Annotated in this window: 13 protein-coding genes; all 13 read left to right on the top strand. The window is 69.2% G+C overall.

Features of this window, described 5'->3' with window-relative positions:
- Positions 1 to 7: 7 nt before the first annotated feature.
- Genes OIE47_RS11275 through nuoN form a run of 13 tightly spaced genes read left to right on the top strand, consistent with a single transcriptional unit; the run spans position 8 to position 15,601 of the window.
- Positions 8 to 682 carry a NuoB/complex I 20 kDa subunit family protein gene (locus OIE47_RS11275; protein ID WP_326561448.1) on the top strand — a complete coding sequence of 225 codons (675 nt, stop codon included), beginning with the start codon at positions 8 to 10 and terminating at the stop codon, positions 680 to 682.
- Positions 679 to 1,413, top strand: coding sequence for an NADH-quinone oxidoreductase subunit C (locus tag OIE47_RS11270; RefSeq protein ID WP_326561447.1), 735 nt, complete (start codon positions 679 to 681; stop codon positions 1,411 to 1,413). Before OIE47_RS11275 ends, OIE47_RS11270 begins: the two co-directional genes overlap by 4 nt.
- Positions 1,413 to 2,738, top strand: coding sequence for an NADH-quinone oxidoreductase subunit D (locus tag OIE47_RS11265; RefSeq protein WP_326561446.1), 1,326 nt, complete (start codon positions 1,413 to 1,415; stop codon positions 2,736 to 2,738). The genes OIE47_RS11270 and OIE47_RS11265 overlap by 1 nt, the downstream gene beginning before the upstream one ends.
- On the top strand, positions 2,738 to 3,730 hold the full coding sequence (gene nuoE / locus OIE47_RS11260) for an NADH-quinone oxidoreductase subunit NuoE (protein WP_326561445.1): 993 nt from the start codon (positions 2,738 to 2,740) through the stop codon (positions 3,728 to 3,730). The genes OIE47_RS11265 and nuoE overlap by 1 nt, the downstream gene beginning before the upstream one ends.
- On the top strand, positions 3,727 to 5,043 hold the full coding sequence (gene nuoF, locus OIE47_RS11255) for an NADH-quinone oxidoreductase subunit NuoF (protein ID WP_326561444.1): 1,317 nt from the start codon (positions 3,727 to 3,729) through the stop codon (positions 5,041 to 5,043). The genes nuoE and nuoF overlap by 4 nt, the downstream gene beginning before the upstream one ends.
- Positions 5,043 to 7,529, top strand: a complete 2,487-nt coding sequence (locus OIE47_RS11250) for an NADH-quinone oxidoreductase subunit G (protein WP_326561443.1) — start codon at positions 5,043 to 5,045, stop codon at positions 7,527 to 7,529. The genes nuoF and OIE47_RS11250 overlap by 1 nt, the downstream gene beginning before the upstream one ends.
- On the top strand, positions 7,526 to 8,884 hold the full coding sequence (gene nuoH, locus OIE47_RS11245) for an NADH-quinone oxidoreductase subunit NuoH (RefSeq protein ID WP_326561442.1): 1,359 nt from the start codon (positions 7,526 to 7,528) through the stop codon (positions 8,882 to 8,884). Before OIE47_RS11250 ends, nuoH begins: the two co-directional genes overlap by 4 nt.
- A gap of 1 nt (position 8,885) precedes the next feature.
- A complete protein-coding gene (gene nuoI, locus OIE47_RS11240; protein WP_326561441.1) occupies positions 8,886 to 9,476 on the top strand; it encodes an NADH-quinone oxidoreductase subunit NuoI in 591 nt (196 codons plus the stop codon).
- Complete coding sequence (locus tag OIE47_RS11235; RefSeq protein ID WP_326561440.1) at positions 9,473 to 10,243, top strand: NADH-quinone oxidoreductase subunit J; 771 nt, start codon at positions 9,473 to 9,475, stop codon at positions 10,241 to 10,243. Before nuoI ends, OIE47_RS11235 begins: the two co-directional genes overlap by 4 nt.
- On the top strand, positions 10,240 to 10,539 hold the full coding sequence (gene nuoK / locus OIE47_RS11230; protein ID WP_326561439.1) for an NADH-quinone oxidoreductase subunit NuoK: 300 nt from the start codon (positions 10,240 to 10,242) through the stop codon (positions 10,537 to 10,539). Before OIE47_RS11235 ends, nuoK begins: the two co-directional genes overlap by 4 nt.
- 12 nt (positions 10,540 to 10,551) lie before the next feature.
- Positions 10,552 to 12,492, top strand: coding sequence for an NADH-quinone oxidoreductase subunit L (gene nuoL, locus OIE47_RS11225; protein ID WP_326561438.1), 1,941 nt, complete (start codon positions 10,552 to 10,554; stop codon positions 12,490 to 12,492).
- Complete coding sequence (locus OIE47_RS11220; RefSeq protein WP_326561437.1) at positions 12,492 to 14,036, top strand: NADH-quinone oxidoreductase subunit M; 1,545 nt, start codon at positions 12,492 to 12,494, stop codon at positions 14,034 to 14,036. Before nuoL ends, OIE47_RS11220 begins: the two co-directional genes overlap by 1 nt.
- A complete protein-coding gene (gene nuoN / locus OIE47_RS11215; protein ID WP_326561436.1) occupies positions 14,033 to 15,601 on the top strand; it encodes an NADH-quinone oxidoreductase subunit NuoN in 1,569 nt (522 codons plus the stop codon). Before OIE47_RS11220 ends, nuoN begins: the two co-directional genes overlap by 4 nt.
- The last annotated feature ends 35 nt before the right edge of the window (positions 15,602 to 15,636 follow it).

Raw genomic sequence — 15,636 nt, 5'->3', positions numbered from 1 at the left:
ACGTCAGATGGGTATCGAAGAGAAGCTCCCCGCCGGTGTCCTGCTCACCTCGGTGGAGAAGCTGGTCAACTGGTCCCGCAAGTCGTCGGTCTGGGGTGCCACCTTCGGCCTCGCCTGCTGCGCCATCGAGATGATGGCGGCCGGTGGCCCGCACTACGACATGGGCCGCTGGGGCATGGAGGTCTTCCGCGCCTCGCCGCGCCAGGCCGACCTGATGATCGTCGCCGGCCGGGTCAGCCAGAAGATGGCCCCGGTGCTGCGCCAGATCTACGACCAGATGGCCGAGCCCCGGTGGGTGCTGTCGATGGGCGTCTGCGCCAGCAGCGGCGGCATGTTCAACAACTACGCGATCGTGCAGGGCGTCGACCACATCGTCCCGGTCGACATGTACCTGCCCGGCTGCCCGCCCCGGCCGGAGATGCTGATCGACGCGATCCTGAAGCTCCGCGAGAAGATCATGCACGAGCCGCTCGGTCCGAACGGCCGCAAGATGCTCGAGGCCCGGCAGGCGCGCGGTGACGTCCCGGTGGTGCCGTACGGCTCGATGCCGTCGTCGTACCGGTCCGACAAGGCCCGGCGGGCCGAGTGGACGCAGGCGGTTCGCGAGGGCCGCGAGGAACAGCTCCGGATCGAGAACTGGATGAACGCACAGAACCACATCACCGGGGGTGTCAAGCCGTGACCACGCCCAGTGACAAGCCCGGCAACGGCGTACCGGTGGCCGCGCCCCCGGTCGGCGCGACCAGCGGAGCCCCCGCCGAACACCCCCCGGCCAGCCCGGCCGGGCAGGGCATGTTCGGCATCCACGGCTCCGGTGACACCTCCGGCTTCGGCGGCCTGGTCCGCCGGCACGTCGGCCTGATCGACAGCCCCCGGCCGTACGGCGGCTACTTCGACGAGGTACGGGACGCGCTCGAAGAGGCGTACCCCGCGTTCGCCGACGCGATCGAGAAGATCGTGGTCGACCGGGGTGAGCTGACCCTGCACGTACGACCCGAGCGGATCTTCGAGGTCTGCCAGGTGCTGCGCGACGACCGGGCACTCCGGTTCGAGCTCTGCTCCTCGGTCTCCGGCGTCGACTACCTCGGCACCGACGACCGCCGGCTGCACGTCATCTACGAGCTGACCTCGATGACCTACCGGCGCCGGATCCGGCTGGAAGCCGCCGTGAGCGTCGAGGACCCGCACCTGCCGAGCGTCACGACGGTCTACCCGACCGCGGACTGGCAGGAGCGCGAGGCGTACGACATGTTCGGCATCGTCTTCGACGGCCACCCCGGCCTGACCCGGATCCTGATGCCGGACGACTGGGAGGGACACCCCCAGCGCAAGGACTACCCGCTCGGTGGCGTGCCGGTCGAGTACAAGGGCGCCGAGATCCCACCGCCCGACAAGCGGAGGAGTTACCAGTAATGACCACTCCTGGATACGCGGCTGAGCGCGAGACCACCGAGGGCCGGGTCTTCACCGTCACCGGTGGCGACTGGGACACCGTGGTGGCCGGACACGACCCGATCGCCGACGAGCGGATCGTGGTCAACATGGGTCCGCAGCACCCGTCCACGCACGGGGTGCTGCGGCTGGTGCTGGAACTCGAGGGCGAGACGGTCCGCGAGGCCCGCAGCGTCGTCGGCTACCTGCACACCGGCATCGAGAAGAGCATCGAGTACCGCAACTGGACGCAGGGCTCGACGTTCGTGACCCGGATGGACTACCTGGCACCGATCTTCAACGAGACGGCGTACAGCCTCGCGGTGGAGAAGCTGCTCGGCATCACGGACGACATCACCGAGCGGGCGACCACCATCCGGGTGCTGATGATGGAGCTGAACCGGGTCGCGTCGCACCTGGTCTGGCTGGCCACCACCGGCATGGAACTCGGCGCCATCTCCATCATGCTGTACGGCTTCCGCGAGCGTGAGTACATTCTCGACATCTTCGAGATGATCACCGGCCTGCGGATGAACATGGCGTACGTCCGCCCCGGCGGGGTCGCCCAGGACGTACCGGACGCGGCGATCGTCAAGATCCGCGAGTTCCTCGACATGATGCCGAAGCGGCTCAAGGAGTACGAGGACCTGCTCTCCGGGCAGCCGATCTGGATCGAGCGGACGAAGAACGTGGCCGTCCTCGACGTGACCGGTTGTCTCGCGCTCGGCGTCACCGGTCCGGTGCTCCGCTCGGCCGGACTTCCGTGGGACCTGCGCAAGACGATGCCGTACTGCGGCTACGAGACGTACGAGTTCGACGTGCCGACCTCGACCGACGCCGACGTGTGGGGTCGTTACCAGGTCCGGCTCGGCGAGATCCGCGAGTCGCTCAAGCTGATCGAGCAGGCGCTGGACCGGCTCCGGCCCGGCCCGATCATGGTGGCCGACAAGAAGATCGCCTGGCCGGCGCAGCTCGCCATCGGCGTCGACGGCATGGGCAACTCCCTCGAGCACGTAGCGAAGATCATGGGTCAGTCGATGGAGTCGCTGATCCACCACTTCAAGCTCGTCACCGAGGGCTTCCGGGTGCCGCCGGGCCAGGTCTACGTCGCGATCGAGGCGCCTCGCGGCGAACTGGGCGTACACGCGGTCTCGGACGGCGGGACCCGGCCCTACCGGGTGCACTACCGCGAACCGAGCTTCGTCAACCTCCAGGCCCTCCCGGCAATGGCCGAGGGCGGCCTGATCGCGGACGTGATCGCGGGCGGTGCCTCTCTGGATCCGGTGATGGGTGGGTGTGATCGCTAGTGGCCTTCAGTGAAGAGACGTACGGGCGGGCGCGGGAGATCGTCGCCCGCTACCCGGCCGACCGGTCCCGCTCGGCCCTGCTGCCGCTGCTGCACCTGGTGCAGTCCGAGGAGGGGTACGTATCCCCGGCCGGCGTGTCGTTCTGTGCCGAGGTCCTCGGCCTGAACAAGGCGCAGGTCGGCGCGGTGGCGACCTTCTACACCATGTACAAGCGCCGGCCGACCGGTGACTACCTGGTCAGCGTCTGCACCAACACGATGTGCAACGTGCTCGGCGGGCAGCAGGTCTACGACTCCCTCTCCGAGCACCTCGGCGTCGGGCACGACGAGACCACCACCGACGGCACGATCACCCTCGAACACGCCGAGTGCCTGGCCGCGTGCGACTACGGCCCGGTGATGACGGTCAACTACGACTTCTTCGACAAGGTCGACCCGGACAGCGCGGTCGGCGTGGTCAACGAGCTGCGCGCCGGCAACCGGCCGATGCCGACCCGTGGGGCCCGGCTCTGCACGCTCAAGGAGATGTCGCTGCAACTCGCCGGCTTCGCCGACGAGCGCGAGGGCGCGGTGGCCGACGGACCGGCCGGCGACGCGACGCTGCGCGGGCTGCGCCTGGCCGAGCAGCACGGGATCTCGGTGCCGGGCTTCGACCCGAACACCCCGATCAAGAGCACGAAGGCCGCCGCCGCACCGGCCCCGGCCACCACCCGACCGGCCGCCGCCACCGGCACCACCGCGCCGGACCTGCCGGCACCGGACCAGAAGTCGCCGCAGTTGCGTACCGCGGAGACCCGCGCGCCGGACGCGAAGACGCCGGCACCGGACGCGCCGGGGGTTGCCACCCCGGTCGACGGCGAACCGCCGGCACCGGCGGACGCCAAGGCCGCCGCCGATGCCGGCGTCGCCGCCAACAAGCCGGCCAGCGATGGCAAGCCGGCCGGCGACGACGCCGAGCAGCAGCAGCGTTCGTTGAAGGAGGCTCAATCATGAGTACGCCTCGACCGGAGACGGTGGCGAAGCTGACTCCGGTGCTGACCAAGCGCTGGCTCTCGCCGGACGCCTGGAAACTCGACGTCTACCAGAAGCTCGACGGCTACGCCGCGCTGCGCAAGGCGATCGCCGCCCACCCGGACGACCTCATCCAGCTCATCAAGGACTCCGGTCTGCGGGGGCGTGGCGGCGCCGGCTTCCCCACCGGACTCAAGTGGGGCTTCATCCCGCAGGGTGACGGCAAGCCGCACTACCTGGTGGTGAACGCGGACGAGGGCGAGCCCGGCACCTGCAAGGACCTGCCCCTGATGACGCACGATCCGCACTCGCTGATCGAGGGCGTCATCATCGCGTCGTACGCGATCCGGGCCAACCGGGCCTACATCTACATCCGCGGTGAGGCGGTGCACGCCGCCAGGCGGCTGCGCAACGCGATCGCCGAGGCGAAGCGGGCCGGTTACCTCGGCACCAACATCCTCGGCTCCGGGTTCGACCTGGAAGTCGTGGTGCACAGCGGCGCCGGGGCGTACATCTGCGGCGAGGAAACGGCACTGCTCGACTCGCTCGAGGGCTTCCGGGGCCAGCCCCGGCTGCGCCCGCCGTTCCCGGCCACGCACGGCCTGTACGCCTCGCCGACCGTGGTCAACAACGTCGGCACGATCGCCAGCGTGCCGTACATCGTGCTCGGCGGGGCCGACTGGTGGAAGAGCATGGGTACGGAGAAGTCGTCCGGCCCGATGATCTACTCCCTCTCCGGCCGGGTGGTCAACCCCGGTCAGTACGAGGCCGGCCTCGGCATCACCCTGCGGGAGTTGATCGAGCTGGCCGGCGGCATGCTCCCCGGTCACGAGCTCCGGTTCTGGACCCCGGGTGGCTCGTCGACGCCGCTGCTCGCGGCCGAGCACATCGACGTACCGCTGGACTTCGAGGGAGTGGCGGCGGCCGGTTCGATCCTCGGCACCACCGCCACCCAGATCTTCTCCGACCAGGACTGCCCGGTCTACGCGACCTACCGGTGGCTGGAGTTCTACCACCACGAGTCGTGCGGCAAGTGCACCCCGTGTCGGGAGGGCAACTACTGGATGGTCCGGGTCTACCGCCGGATCCTCTCCGGACAGGGCACCCAGGAGGACCTGGACACCCTGCTCGACACCTGTGACAACATCCTCGGCCGCTCGTTCTGCGGTCTGGGCGACGGCGCGACCAGCCCGGTGACCTCGTCCCTGCAGTACTTCAAGCAGGACTACCTCGACTACATCGAGGGGCGCACCGCGCCGAAGCTGTCGGACAAGCAGTTGGTGGGGGCGCACTAATGACCGACCTGAAGGCTGTCAACCCGGCCGGTGCCGTCGCGCCGGTCGAGACCGTGACCCTGACCATCGACGGCATCGAGGTGACCGCGCCGAAGGGCACGCTGCTCATCCGGGCCGCCGAGAAGCTCGGCATCGAGATCCCCCGGTTCTGCGACCACCCGCTGCTCGCGCCCGCCGGGGCGTGCCGGCAGTGTCTGGTCGACGTGGAGGGCCAGCGCAAGCCGGTCGCCTCGTGCACCCAGACGGTCGCCGAGGGCATGGTGGTCAAGACCCAGCTCACCTCTCCGGTCGCCAAGAAGGCGCAGGAGGGGATCATGGAGCTGCTCCTGGTCAACCACCCGCTCGACTGCCCGATGTGCGACAAGGGCGGCGAGTGCCCGCTGCAGAACCAGGCGATGTCGACCGGCCGCCCCGAGACCCGCTTCCACGAGACGAAGCGGGAATACGAGAAGCCGATCAACATCTCCTCCCAGGTGCTGCTCGACCGCGAGCGCTGCGTGCTCTGCCAGCGCTGCACCCGGTTCTCCGAGGAGATCGCCGGAGACAAGTTCATCGACCTGATGGACCGCTCCTCCGGCGAGCAGATCAACGTCTACCGGGACGAGGTCTACGGCGGCGAGGGCGACGGCAGCGGCCGGGACGCGGGCGGGGTCGGCGACGTCCCGTTCAACTCGTACTTCTCCGGCAACACCGTGCAGATCTGCCCGGTGGGCGCGCTGACCGGAGCCCAGTACCGGTTCCGGGCCCGCCCGTTCGACCTGGTCTCCACCCCGAGCGTGTGCGAGCACTGCTCCGCCGGATGCGCCCAGCGCACCGACCACCGCCGGGGCAAGGTCCAGCGCCGCCTCGCCGGTGACGACGCCGCAGTGAACGAGGAGTGGAACTGCGACAAGGGCCGCTGGGGCTTCCGCTACAGCACCGCCACCGAGCGGCTCACCCACCCGCTGATCCGGGACGCCAAGACCGGTGAGCTGCGCGAGGCGTCCTGGAGCGAGGCGTTCGCCTTCGCCGCCGAGGGACTGCGGCTTGCCCGCGACGGCGCGTACGGGGTCGGGGTGCTCACCGGCGGCCGGCTCACGGTCGAGGACGCGTACGCGTACTCGAAGTTCGCCCGGGTCGCCCTGAACACCAACGACATCGACTTCCGGGCCCGCCCGGTCGCCGTCGAGGAGACCCAGTTCCTGGCGAGCAACGTGGCCGGCGTGACCGACGTGACGTACGCCGACATCGAGCGGGCGTCCACGGTGGTCCTGGCCGGGCTGGAGCCCGAGGAGGAGTGCCCGATCCTCTTCCTCCGGCTACGCAAGGCGTACCAGAAGAAGGGCCTCAAGGTCTACGCGCTGGCCCCGTTCGCCACCCGTGGGCTGGAGAAGCTCGGCGCCAAGCTCGCCCGGGTGGTACCGGGTGAGGAGGCGCAGGTGCTGGCCGAGCACGACACGGTCGCCGACGCGCTGAGCCAGCCGGGAGCGATCCTGTTCGTCGGCGAGCGGCTCGCCTCCGTACCGGGCGGGCTCTCCGCCGCCGCCGCGGTCGCGGAGCGTACCGGTGCCAAGCTGGCGTGGGTGCCGCGGCGAGCGGGCGACCGGGGTGCGGTCGACGCGGGCTGCCTGCCCAACCTGCTGCCCGGCGGACGCCCGGTGGCCGACCCCGGCGCGCGGGCCGAACTGGCCGGCGCCTGGGACGTGGCCGCCGGAGTCATCCCGAGCCAGACCGGTCGGGACACCGACCAGATCATCGCCGCGGTCGCCGCCGACAAGATCGGTGCCCTGGTGGTGGCCGGGGTCGACCCGTCCGACCTGGCCGACCCGCGACTGGCCGAGGAAGCACTGGAGAAGGTCCAGTTCCTGGTCAGCCTGGAGATCAAGGGCGGACCGGTCACCCGGCGCGCCGACGTGGTCTTCCCGGTCGCCCCGGTGGTCGAGAAGGCCGGCAGCTTCCTCGACTGGGAAGGCCGGCTGCGCACCTTCGAGGCCGTGCTCGACACCACCGCGATGACCGACGCCCGGGTGCTCGACGCGCTCGCCGCGCAGCTCGGCGTCAACCTCAACGCGGGCGACGTGAACAGCATCCGCCGCGAGCTGGGCGGACTGCCGGTGACCCGGGCCGACCGCCCGGCCAGCCCGGCGGTCGAGCCGGCCGAGGCGGCCACCCTCGGTACGGACGAAGCGGTGCTCGCCACCTGGCACCACCTGATCGACCTGGGCACCCTGACCGAGGGCGACGAGCAGTTGGGCGGCACCGCCCGCCCGCCGGTCGTCCGGCTCGGCAAGGCGGCGGCCGAGGCGCTCGGCGTGGCCGACGGCGAAGCGGTCACGGTCGGCACCGACCGGGGCGCGCTGACCCTGCCGCTGGAGATCACCGACATGCCCGACGGTGTGGTCTGGCTGCCGACCAACTCGCCCGGCTCGACGGTCCGGCGCAGCCTCGGCGCGACCTCCGGCGCGGTCGTCCGGCTGTCCACAGGCAGTGGAAGAGGTGCTCAGTGAGGCTCGACTATCTGGCCCAGGACCCGACCCTGGCCGACTTCGGCCAGGACACCTGGTGGCTGGTGCTGCTCAAGATCGTTCTCGCCTTCGTCTTCGCGGTGCTCGCCACCCTGCTCGGGGTCTGGTTCGAGCGCCGGGTCGTCGGTCGGATGCAGGTCCGCCCGGGTCCGAACCAGGTGGGCCCGTTCGGTCTGCTGCAGACCCTCGCCGACGGTCTGAAGATGGCCTTCAAGGAGGACATCCTCCCGAAGGCGTCGGACAAGGTGGTCTTCTTCTTCGCGCCGACCATCTCGGTGATCAGCGCGGTGACGGTGCTGTCGGTGGTCCCGTTCGGACCGATGGTCAGCATCTTCGGTGAGCGGACGCCGTTGCAGGTGACCGACGTGCCGGTGGCCGTCCTGGTGATCCTGGCCTGCTCCGCGATGGGCGTCTACGGCATCGTGCTCGGTGGCTGGGCCTCCGGTTCGACGTACCCGCTGCTCGGCGGTCTGCGGTCGAGTGCCCAGATGATCTCGTACGAGATCGCGCTGGGACTCTCCATCGTCGCCGTCTTCATGAGCGCCGGCACCATGTCGACCAGCGGTATCGTCGCCGCCCAGTCGGGCAACTCGGCGGCGAGCTGGGACATCTTCGGCTGGCACCCCACCGCCCCGAGCTGGTACGCGCTGCTGCTCTTCCCGAGCTTCATCATCTTCTTCATCGCGGTGGTGGGCGAGACCAACCGGGCGCCGTTCGACCTGCCCGAGGCGGAGTCGGAGCTGGTCGCCGGCTTCATGACCGAGTACAGCTCGCTGAAGTTCGCACTCTTCATGCTCTCCGAGTACGTCGCGATGGTGAGCATGTCGGCGGTGACCGTGACGCTCTTCCTGGGCGGGTGGCGGGCACCCTGGCCGATCACCTTCTGGTCCGGTGCCAACTCCGGCTGGTGGCCGCTGCTCTGGTTCCTCGGCAAGGTCATCCTGCTGGTCTTCGTCTTCGTCTGGCTGCGCGGCACGCTGCCCCGGCTCCGGTACGACCAGTTCATGCGGTTCGGCTGGAAGGTGCTGCTCCCGATCAACCTGGTCTGGATCCTGGCGCTCGCCGGCATCCGCTCGGTCGACGGTCGCGGCGCGACCGACCGCTGGATCATCTTCGGGGTGGTCCTGCTGGTCCTGCTGCTGATCGTGCTCTTCTGGCCGAGCCGCAAGCCGGAACCGACCGAGACCCTGCAACAGCAGGTGCGTAACCGGCCCACCGGCAGCTTCCCGCTGCCGCCCATGGACCTGCAGGTCCCGCCGAGTCCGCGGCTCAAGCGCGCGGTCGCCGAGCGGGAGCCGGCCAACGTTGTTGCCGGCGCGGACGAGAAGGAGGTGTGACGTGAGCGCGATCTCGGGCACGTTCAAGGGTTTCGGGGTCACCTTCTCGCACATGTTCAAGAAGGTGGTCACCACCGACTACCCGTTCAAGCCGCCGGTCTCCGCTCCCCGCTACCACGGGCGGCACATCCTCAACCGGCACCCGGACGGGCTGGAGAAGTGCATCGGCTGCGAGCTGTGCGCCTGGGCCTGCCCGGCGGACGCGATCTACGTCGAGGGCGGCGACAACACCGACGAGCAGCGCTTCTCGCCGGGTGAGCGGTTCGCCAGCACCTACCAGATCAACTACGCCCGGTGCATCTTCTGCGGGCTCTGCATCGAGGCCTGCCCGACCCGCTCGTTGACGATGAGCAACGAGTACGAGTTGGCGCGGGACAACCGGCAGGACCTGATCTTCACCAAGGAACAGCTGCTCGCTCCGCTGCTGCCCGGCATGGAGCAGCCGCCGCACCCGATGCGGCTCGGGGACACCGAGAAGGACTACTACGTCGGTGCACTGACCAATCCGGGTACGTCCGCCGGCGCCGAACGGGCGCCCTGGTCGGAAACCCGCACGGTGGACGGCTCCGGCGCGACTGGAGACACGAAATGACGACGCAGACGGTGCTCGCCGCGGCCGGTGACGTCTCCACCGGCGAGGCGGTGACCTTCTGGATCCTCGCCCCACTCGCCCTGATCGGCGGGATCGGCATGGTCGCGGCCCGCAACGCCGTCCACTCGGCGCTCTGGCTGGTCCTGACCATGCTCTGCCTGGGCGTGTTCTACGTGCTCCAGGCCGGTCCGTTCATCGGCATGGTGCAGATCATCGTCTACACCGGCGCGATCATGATGCTGTTCCTGTTCGTCCTGATGCTGGTCGGCCGGGACGCCTCGGACTCGCTGATCGAGACGCTGCGCGGCCAGCGGGTCGCCGCGATCGCCCTCGGCCTCGGCTTCGCCGCGCTGGTGGGGACCGGGGTCTACCGGGCCGTACACGGCACGACGGCGGTCGGGCTGGACGAGGCGAACGCCGACGGCAACGTCCAGGGCATCGCCTCGCTGCTGTTCACCAAGTACGTCTTCGCCTTCGAGATCACCTCGGCGCTGCTGATCACGGCGGCGGTCGGGGCGATGGTGCTGGCTCACGTCGAGCGGCGCAAGGGCGAGCGGATGGACCAGGTGGCGACGATGAAGGCGCGCTTCGCACCGGGTAACTACCCCGGCCCGAAGGCGGGCCCCGGTGTCTTCGCCACCTCGAGCTCGGTCGCCACCCCCGGCCGCCTGCCGGACGGAACGCTCAGCGAGCGCAGCGTGCCCGAGATCCTTCCGACGCGGGAGATGACCGAGTCGGAGACCGCGCTGAAGGGGACCGAGAAATGAGTCCTGACTACTACCTGGTCCTCGCCACGGTGCTGTTCACCATCGGCGCGGTCGGGGTCCTGATCCGACGCAACGCGATCGTGCTGTTCATGTGCGTCGAGCTGATGCTGAACGCCGCCAACCTGGCGCTGGTCACCTTCAGCCGGATCAACGGCGACCTCAACGGCCAGATCATGGCGTTCTTCGTGATGGTGGTCGCCGCGGCCGAGGTTGTCGTCGGGCTCGCGATCATCATGTCGATCTTCCGGACTCGACGCTCCGCGAGCGTCGACGACGCCAACCTGCTGAAGTACTAAAGGGGCCCTGGAGTGGAAGAGACTGTGGAGTACGCCCAGGCCACGGGGCTACTGAGCAGCGTGTGGCTGCTGGTGGCCATCCCGCTGGCCAGCGCGGCGATCCTCCTGCTGCTCGGCCGGCGGGCCGACCGGTGGGGTCACTGGCTTGGCGTGGCGAGTATCGGTGCCGCCTTCGTACTTGGCCTGACCTATTTCTTCCAGCTGCGCGGCCTGGACAACAAGTCCGTCGAGAGCAGCCTCTGGGAGTTCATCTCGGTCGGCAATTTCAAGGTCGACTTCGGCCTGCTCTTCGACCCGCTGTCCGGGGTCTTCGTGCTGCTGATCACCGGCGTGGGTTTCCTGATCCACGTGTACGCGGTCGGCTACATGGAGCACGACCCGGGCCGGCGTCGGTTCTTCGCGTACTTCAACCTGTTCGTCGCCGCGATGCTGATGCTCGTGCTCGGCAACAACTACGTGATGCTCTACTTCGGCTGGGAGGGCGTCGGTCTGGCGTCGTACCTGCTGATCTCGTTCTGGTACGGGCGGCCGTCCGCGGCCACCGCCGGTAAGAAGGCGTTCCTGATGAACCGGGTCGGCGACGCCGGCCTGGCGATCGCGATCTTCATCATGTTCGCGTCCTTCGGCACCACCCAGTACAACGAGGTCTTCAACGGGGTGATCGGCGGCATCGACGCCGGCTCGCTGGCCGGGAGCACCGTACTGGTGATGGGGCTGCTGCTCCTGCTCGGCGCGGCCGGCAAGTCCGGTCAGTTCCCGCTCCAGGCGTGGTTGCCCGACGCGATGGAGGGCCCGACCCCGGTCTCCGCCCTGATCCACGCCGCGACCATGGTGACCGCGGGCGTCTACCTGATCGCCCGGTCCAACCCGATCTTCTCCGCCGACCACACGCTGCAGACCGTGGTGGTCAGTGTCGGTGCGCTCACCCTGCTGATGGGCTGCATCATCGGCGCGGCCAAGGACGACATCAAGCGGGTCCTCGCCTGGTCGACGGTGAGCCAGATCGGCTACATGTTCCTCGGCGTCGGGCTCGGCGGGGGCGCGTACGCGCTGGCGATCATCCACCTGCTGGCGCACGGCTTCTTCAAGGCCAACATGTTCCTCGGCGCCGGCTCGGTCATGCACGGCATGAAGGACCAGGTCGACATCCGCCGCTTCGGTGGTCTCGCCAAGTACATGAAGATCACCTGGCTGACCTTCGGGGCCGGCTGGCTGGCGATCATCGGCATGTTCCCGTTCTCCGGGTACTTCTCCAAGGAGCCGATCATCGCCGCCGCGTTCGAGCGGCACGGCTGGACCGCCTGGCTCTACGGCGGCGCGGCCCTGCTCGGCGCCGGTCTGACCGCGTTCTACATGACCCGGCTGTTCGTGCTCACCTTCCACGGCCCGAAGCGCTGGACCGACGACATCGAGCACCCGCACGAGTCGCCCGCGGTGATGACCATCCCGCTGATCCTGCTCGGCATCGGGTCGCTCGGCGCCGGTGCGCTGCTCGCCACCTCGGTCCCGGACTGGCTGGCCCCGGCCGTACTGCCGGAGGCCGAGGAGGGCGTACACGGTGTGCTCTCGCACGGGGTGATCACCGCGCTGTCGCTGATCCTCACCGTGCTCGGTGCCGGACTGGCCTGGCTGCTGTTCCGCAACGGCACCGCGCTCACGGAACAGCCGGTCGGCCCGGTCGTACGGGCCGCACGGCGCAACCTCTACACCGACGCGTTCAACCAGGCCGTCTTCGAGAAGCCCGGCATCTTCCTCACCCGGGCCCTGGTCTACCTCGACAACCGCGGCATCGACGGGCTCGTCAACGGGCTCGCCGCGGCGGTCGGCGGCGGCTCCGGCCGGCTGCGCCGGCTGCAGACCGGGTTCGTCCGGTCGTACGCGATGTCGATGCTCACCGGCGCCCTGCTGGTGGTGGCGGCGTTCCTGGCCCTGCAGATGGGATGGCTGGCCTAATGGGGGACTTTCCCTTCCTCTCCGTACTGACGGTGGCGCCGCTGGTCGGTGCCGTGATCGTGGCGTTCCTGCCACGTAGCCAGCCGGAGCTGGCCAAGCGGGTCGCGCTCGTCTGGTCGGTCGCGGTCCTGGTGCTCTCGATCTTCATGTGGGTGGCGTTCCAGGCCGGCGGTGACCGGCTCCAGTTCCGCGAGTCGTACTCCTGGATCCCGCGCTGGGGCGTCAACTTCACCTTCGCGGCCGACGGCATCGCGCTGGTCATGCTGATGCTGATCGCGCTCCTGGTGCCGCTGGTGATCCTGGCGAGCTGGCACGACGCGGACAAGTCGAAGCGGTCGGTCCCGGTCTACTTCGCCCTGCTGCTGCTCCTCGAGTGCACGATGATCGGCGTCTTCGCCGCCGCCGACGTGTTCCTGTTCTACGTCTTCTTCGAGGTCATGCTCGTCCCGATGTACTTCCTGATCGGAAGCTACGGCGGGCACCAGCGCCAGTACGCCGCGGTGAAGTTCTTCCTCTACTCGCTGGTCGGCGGTCTGTTCATGCTCGCCGCCGTGATCGGCCTCTGGGTCGTCGGCGGCAAGACCTTCGACTGGCAGACGCTGATCCAGACGCTGCCGAACATGGACATCTCCACCGGCACCGAACGCTGGCTCTTCCTGGGCTTCTTCATCGCCTTCGCGATCAAGGCGCCGTTCTTCCCGTTCCACACCTGGCTGCCGGACGCCGGTGGCGCCGCCCCGGCCGGTGCCGCCGCGCTGCTGGTCGGCGTGATGGACAAGGTCGGCACGTTCGGCATCCTCCGGTACTGTCTCCCGCTGTTCCCCGAGGCGTCCCGCTGGTTCGCCCCGTACGCGATCGCCATCGCGGTGATCGGCATCATCTACGCGGCGCTGCTGGCGGTCGGTCAGAACGACCTGAAGCGCCTGGTGTCGTACACCTCGATCGCGCACTTCGGCTTCATCGGGGTCGGCATCTTCGCCTTCACCAGCCAGGCCGGCACCGGTGCGGTGCTCTACATGCTCAACCACGGCCTCGCCACCGGCCTGCTCTTCCTGGTGGTCGGCATGTTCGTCGCCCGCCGCAACTCCGCGCTCATCAGCGACTTCGGCGGCGCCGGCAAGCTGGTTCCGGTGCTGGCCGGGGTGTTCTTCTTCGCCGGTCTGGCCTCGCTGGCCCTGCCCGGAACGGCCCCGTTCATCTCCGAGTTCCTGGTGCTGGTCGGCACCTACACGGTGAACAAGCCGGTCGCGATCATCGCCACCCTGGGCATCATCCTGGCCGCCGCGTACGTCCTCTGGATGGTGCAGCGCACCACCCAGGGAACCCTGAACCCGGAGCTGTCCGAGGTGCCGGGGATGCGGCGTGACATCACCCTGCGGGAGAAGGTCGTGGTCGCGCCACTGATCGCGCTGCTCCTGCTGCTCGGCTTCTACCCGAAGCCGGTCACCGACGTCATCAACCCCGCCGTACAGGCCACGATGGAGAACGTCGGCAAGACCGACCCCGCTCCGACGGTCGGGCACCTTCCGGAGGCCGCTAAATGAACACGCTGCAGTTGCCCTCCATCAACTACGCGGCCCTCGCACCGATCCTGATCCTGGTCGGCGCGGCCTGCGTCGGGATCCTGGTCGAGGCGTTCGTCCCCCGGCGCTTCCGGCACGTGGTGCAGCTCGTCCTGGGCCTCGCCGCCCTCGTCGCCGCGCTGATCGTGGTGGTGGTCGAACGGACCACCCAGACGGTCACCGCCGGTGAGGCGGTCGCGGTCGACGGTCCGACCCTGTTCCTGCAGGGCGCGATCATCGTGCTCGCCGGGATGGCGCTGCTGATGATCGGCGAACGCACCCTGGAGCACGGCGGGCCCTTCGTGGCCCACGCCGCGATCACCGTCGGCTCCGAGGAGGACCGCCGGCAGGCGGCCGAGGAGGGCGGGTCGACCGAGGTCTTCCCGCTGACCATGTTCGCGGTCGGTGGCATGTTGCTCTTCGTCGCCGCCAACGACCTGCTCACCATGTTCATCGCGCTCGAGGTCTTCTCGCTCCCGCTCTACCTGCTCTGCGCGCTGGCCCGTCGGCGGCGGCTGCTGAGCCAGGAGGCGGCGCTGAAGTACTTCATGCTCGGCGCGTACGCCTCCGCGTTCTTCCTCTTCGGGATCGCGCTCACCTACGGCTTCACCGCCGGTGTGACCAACGGGCAGCCGGGCGACGAGCCGGGCGGTGTCGACTTCGCGACCATCAGCGCCGCCGTCACCGACTCCACCGCCAGCCGTACGCTGCTGGTCGCCGGAATCGCGATGATCAGCATCGGCCTGCTGTTCAAGGCCGCCGCGGCGCCGTTCCACGTCTGGACCCCCGACGTCTACCAGGGCGCCCCGACGCCGATCACCGCCTTCATGGCCGCCTGCACGAAGATCGCCGCGTTCGGTGGTCTGCTCCGGGTGCTCTACGTGGCGTTCGCCGGTGCCGCCTGGGACTTCACCCCGATCCTCGGCACCATCGCGATCCTGACCATGCTGGTCGGAGCGGTGCTCGCGGTCACCCAGACCGACATCAAGCGGCTGCTCGCGTACTCGTCGGTGGCGAACGCCGGTTACCTGCTCGTCGGCGTACTCGCGCTAACCCGCGACGGCCTGTCCAGCACCATGTTCTACCTGGTCGCGTACGGCTTCACCGTGCTCGCCGCGTTCGGCGTGGTGAGCCTGGTCCGGGACGCCGACGGGGAGGCCACCCACCTGTCCCGCTGGGCCGGGCTGGGCAAGCGGTCCCCGCTGTTCGCCGGGGTGTTCACGTTCCTCCTGCTCGCCTTCGCCGGCATCCCCCTGACCAGTGGCTTCACCAGCAAGTTCGCGGTCTTCGGGGCGGCCCTCGACGGCGGGCAGACCTGGCTCGTGATCGCCGGTGTGCTGACCAGCATGATCCTGGCGTTCCCGTACCTGCGGGTCGTGGTCATGATGTGGCTCTCCGAGCCCGGCGAGTCCACCCCGACGGTCTCGATCCCGGGCGGGCTGACCTCCGCCGCGCTCATGATCGGCGTAGTGGCCACGCTCGCCCTCGGAGTGGTGCCGGCACCGCTGCTGGACCTCGCCAACGGCGCGGCAGAATTCGTGAAGTGACCGGCACCACCGCCCGGGCCCCGTACCAGCGCACG

The organism is Micromonospora sp. NBC_01796 (assembly GCF_035917455.1).
Lineage (GTDB): Bacteria > Actinomycetota > Actinomycetes > Mycobacteriales > Micromonosporaceae > Micromonospora_G.
Note: the sequence above shows the minus strand (reverse complement) of the source record. Positions and strands in the feature narration are given on the sequence as shown.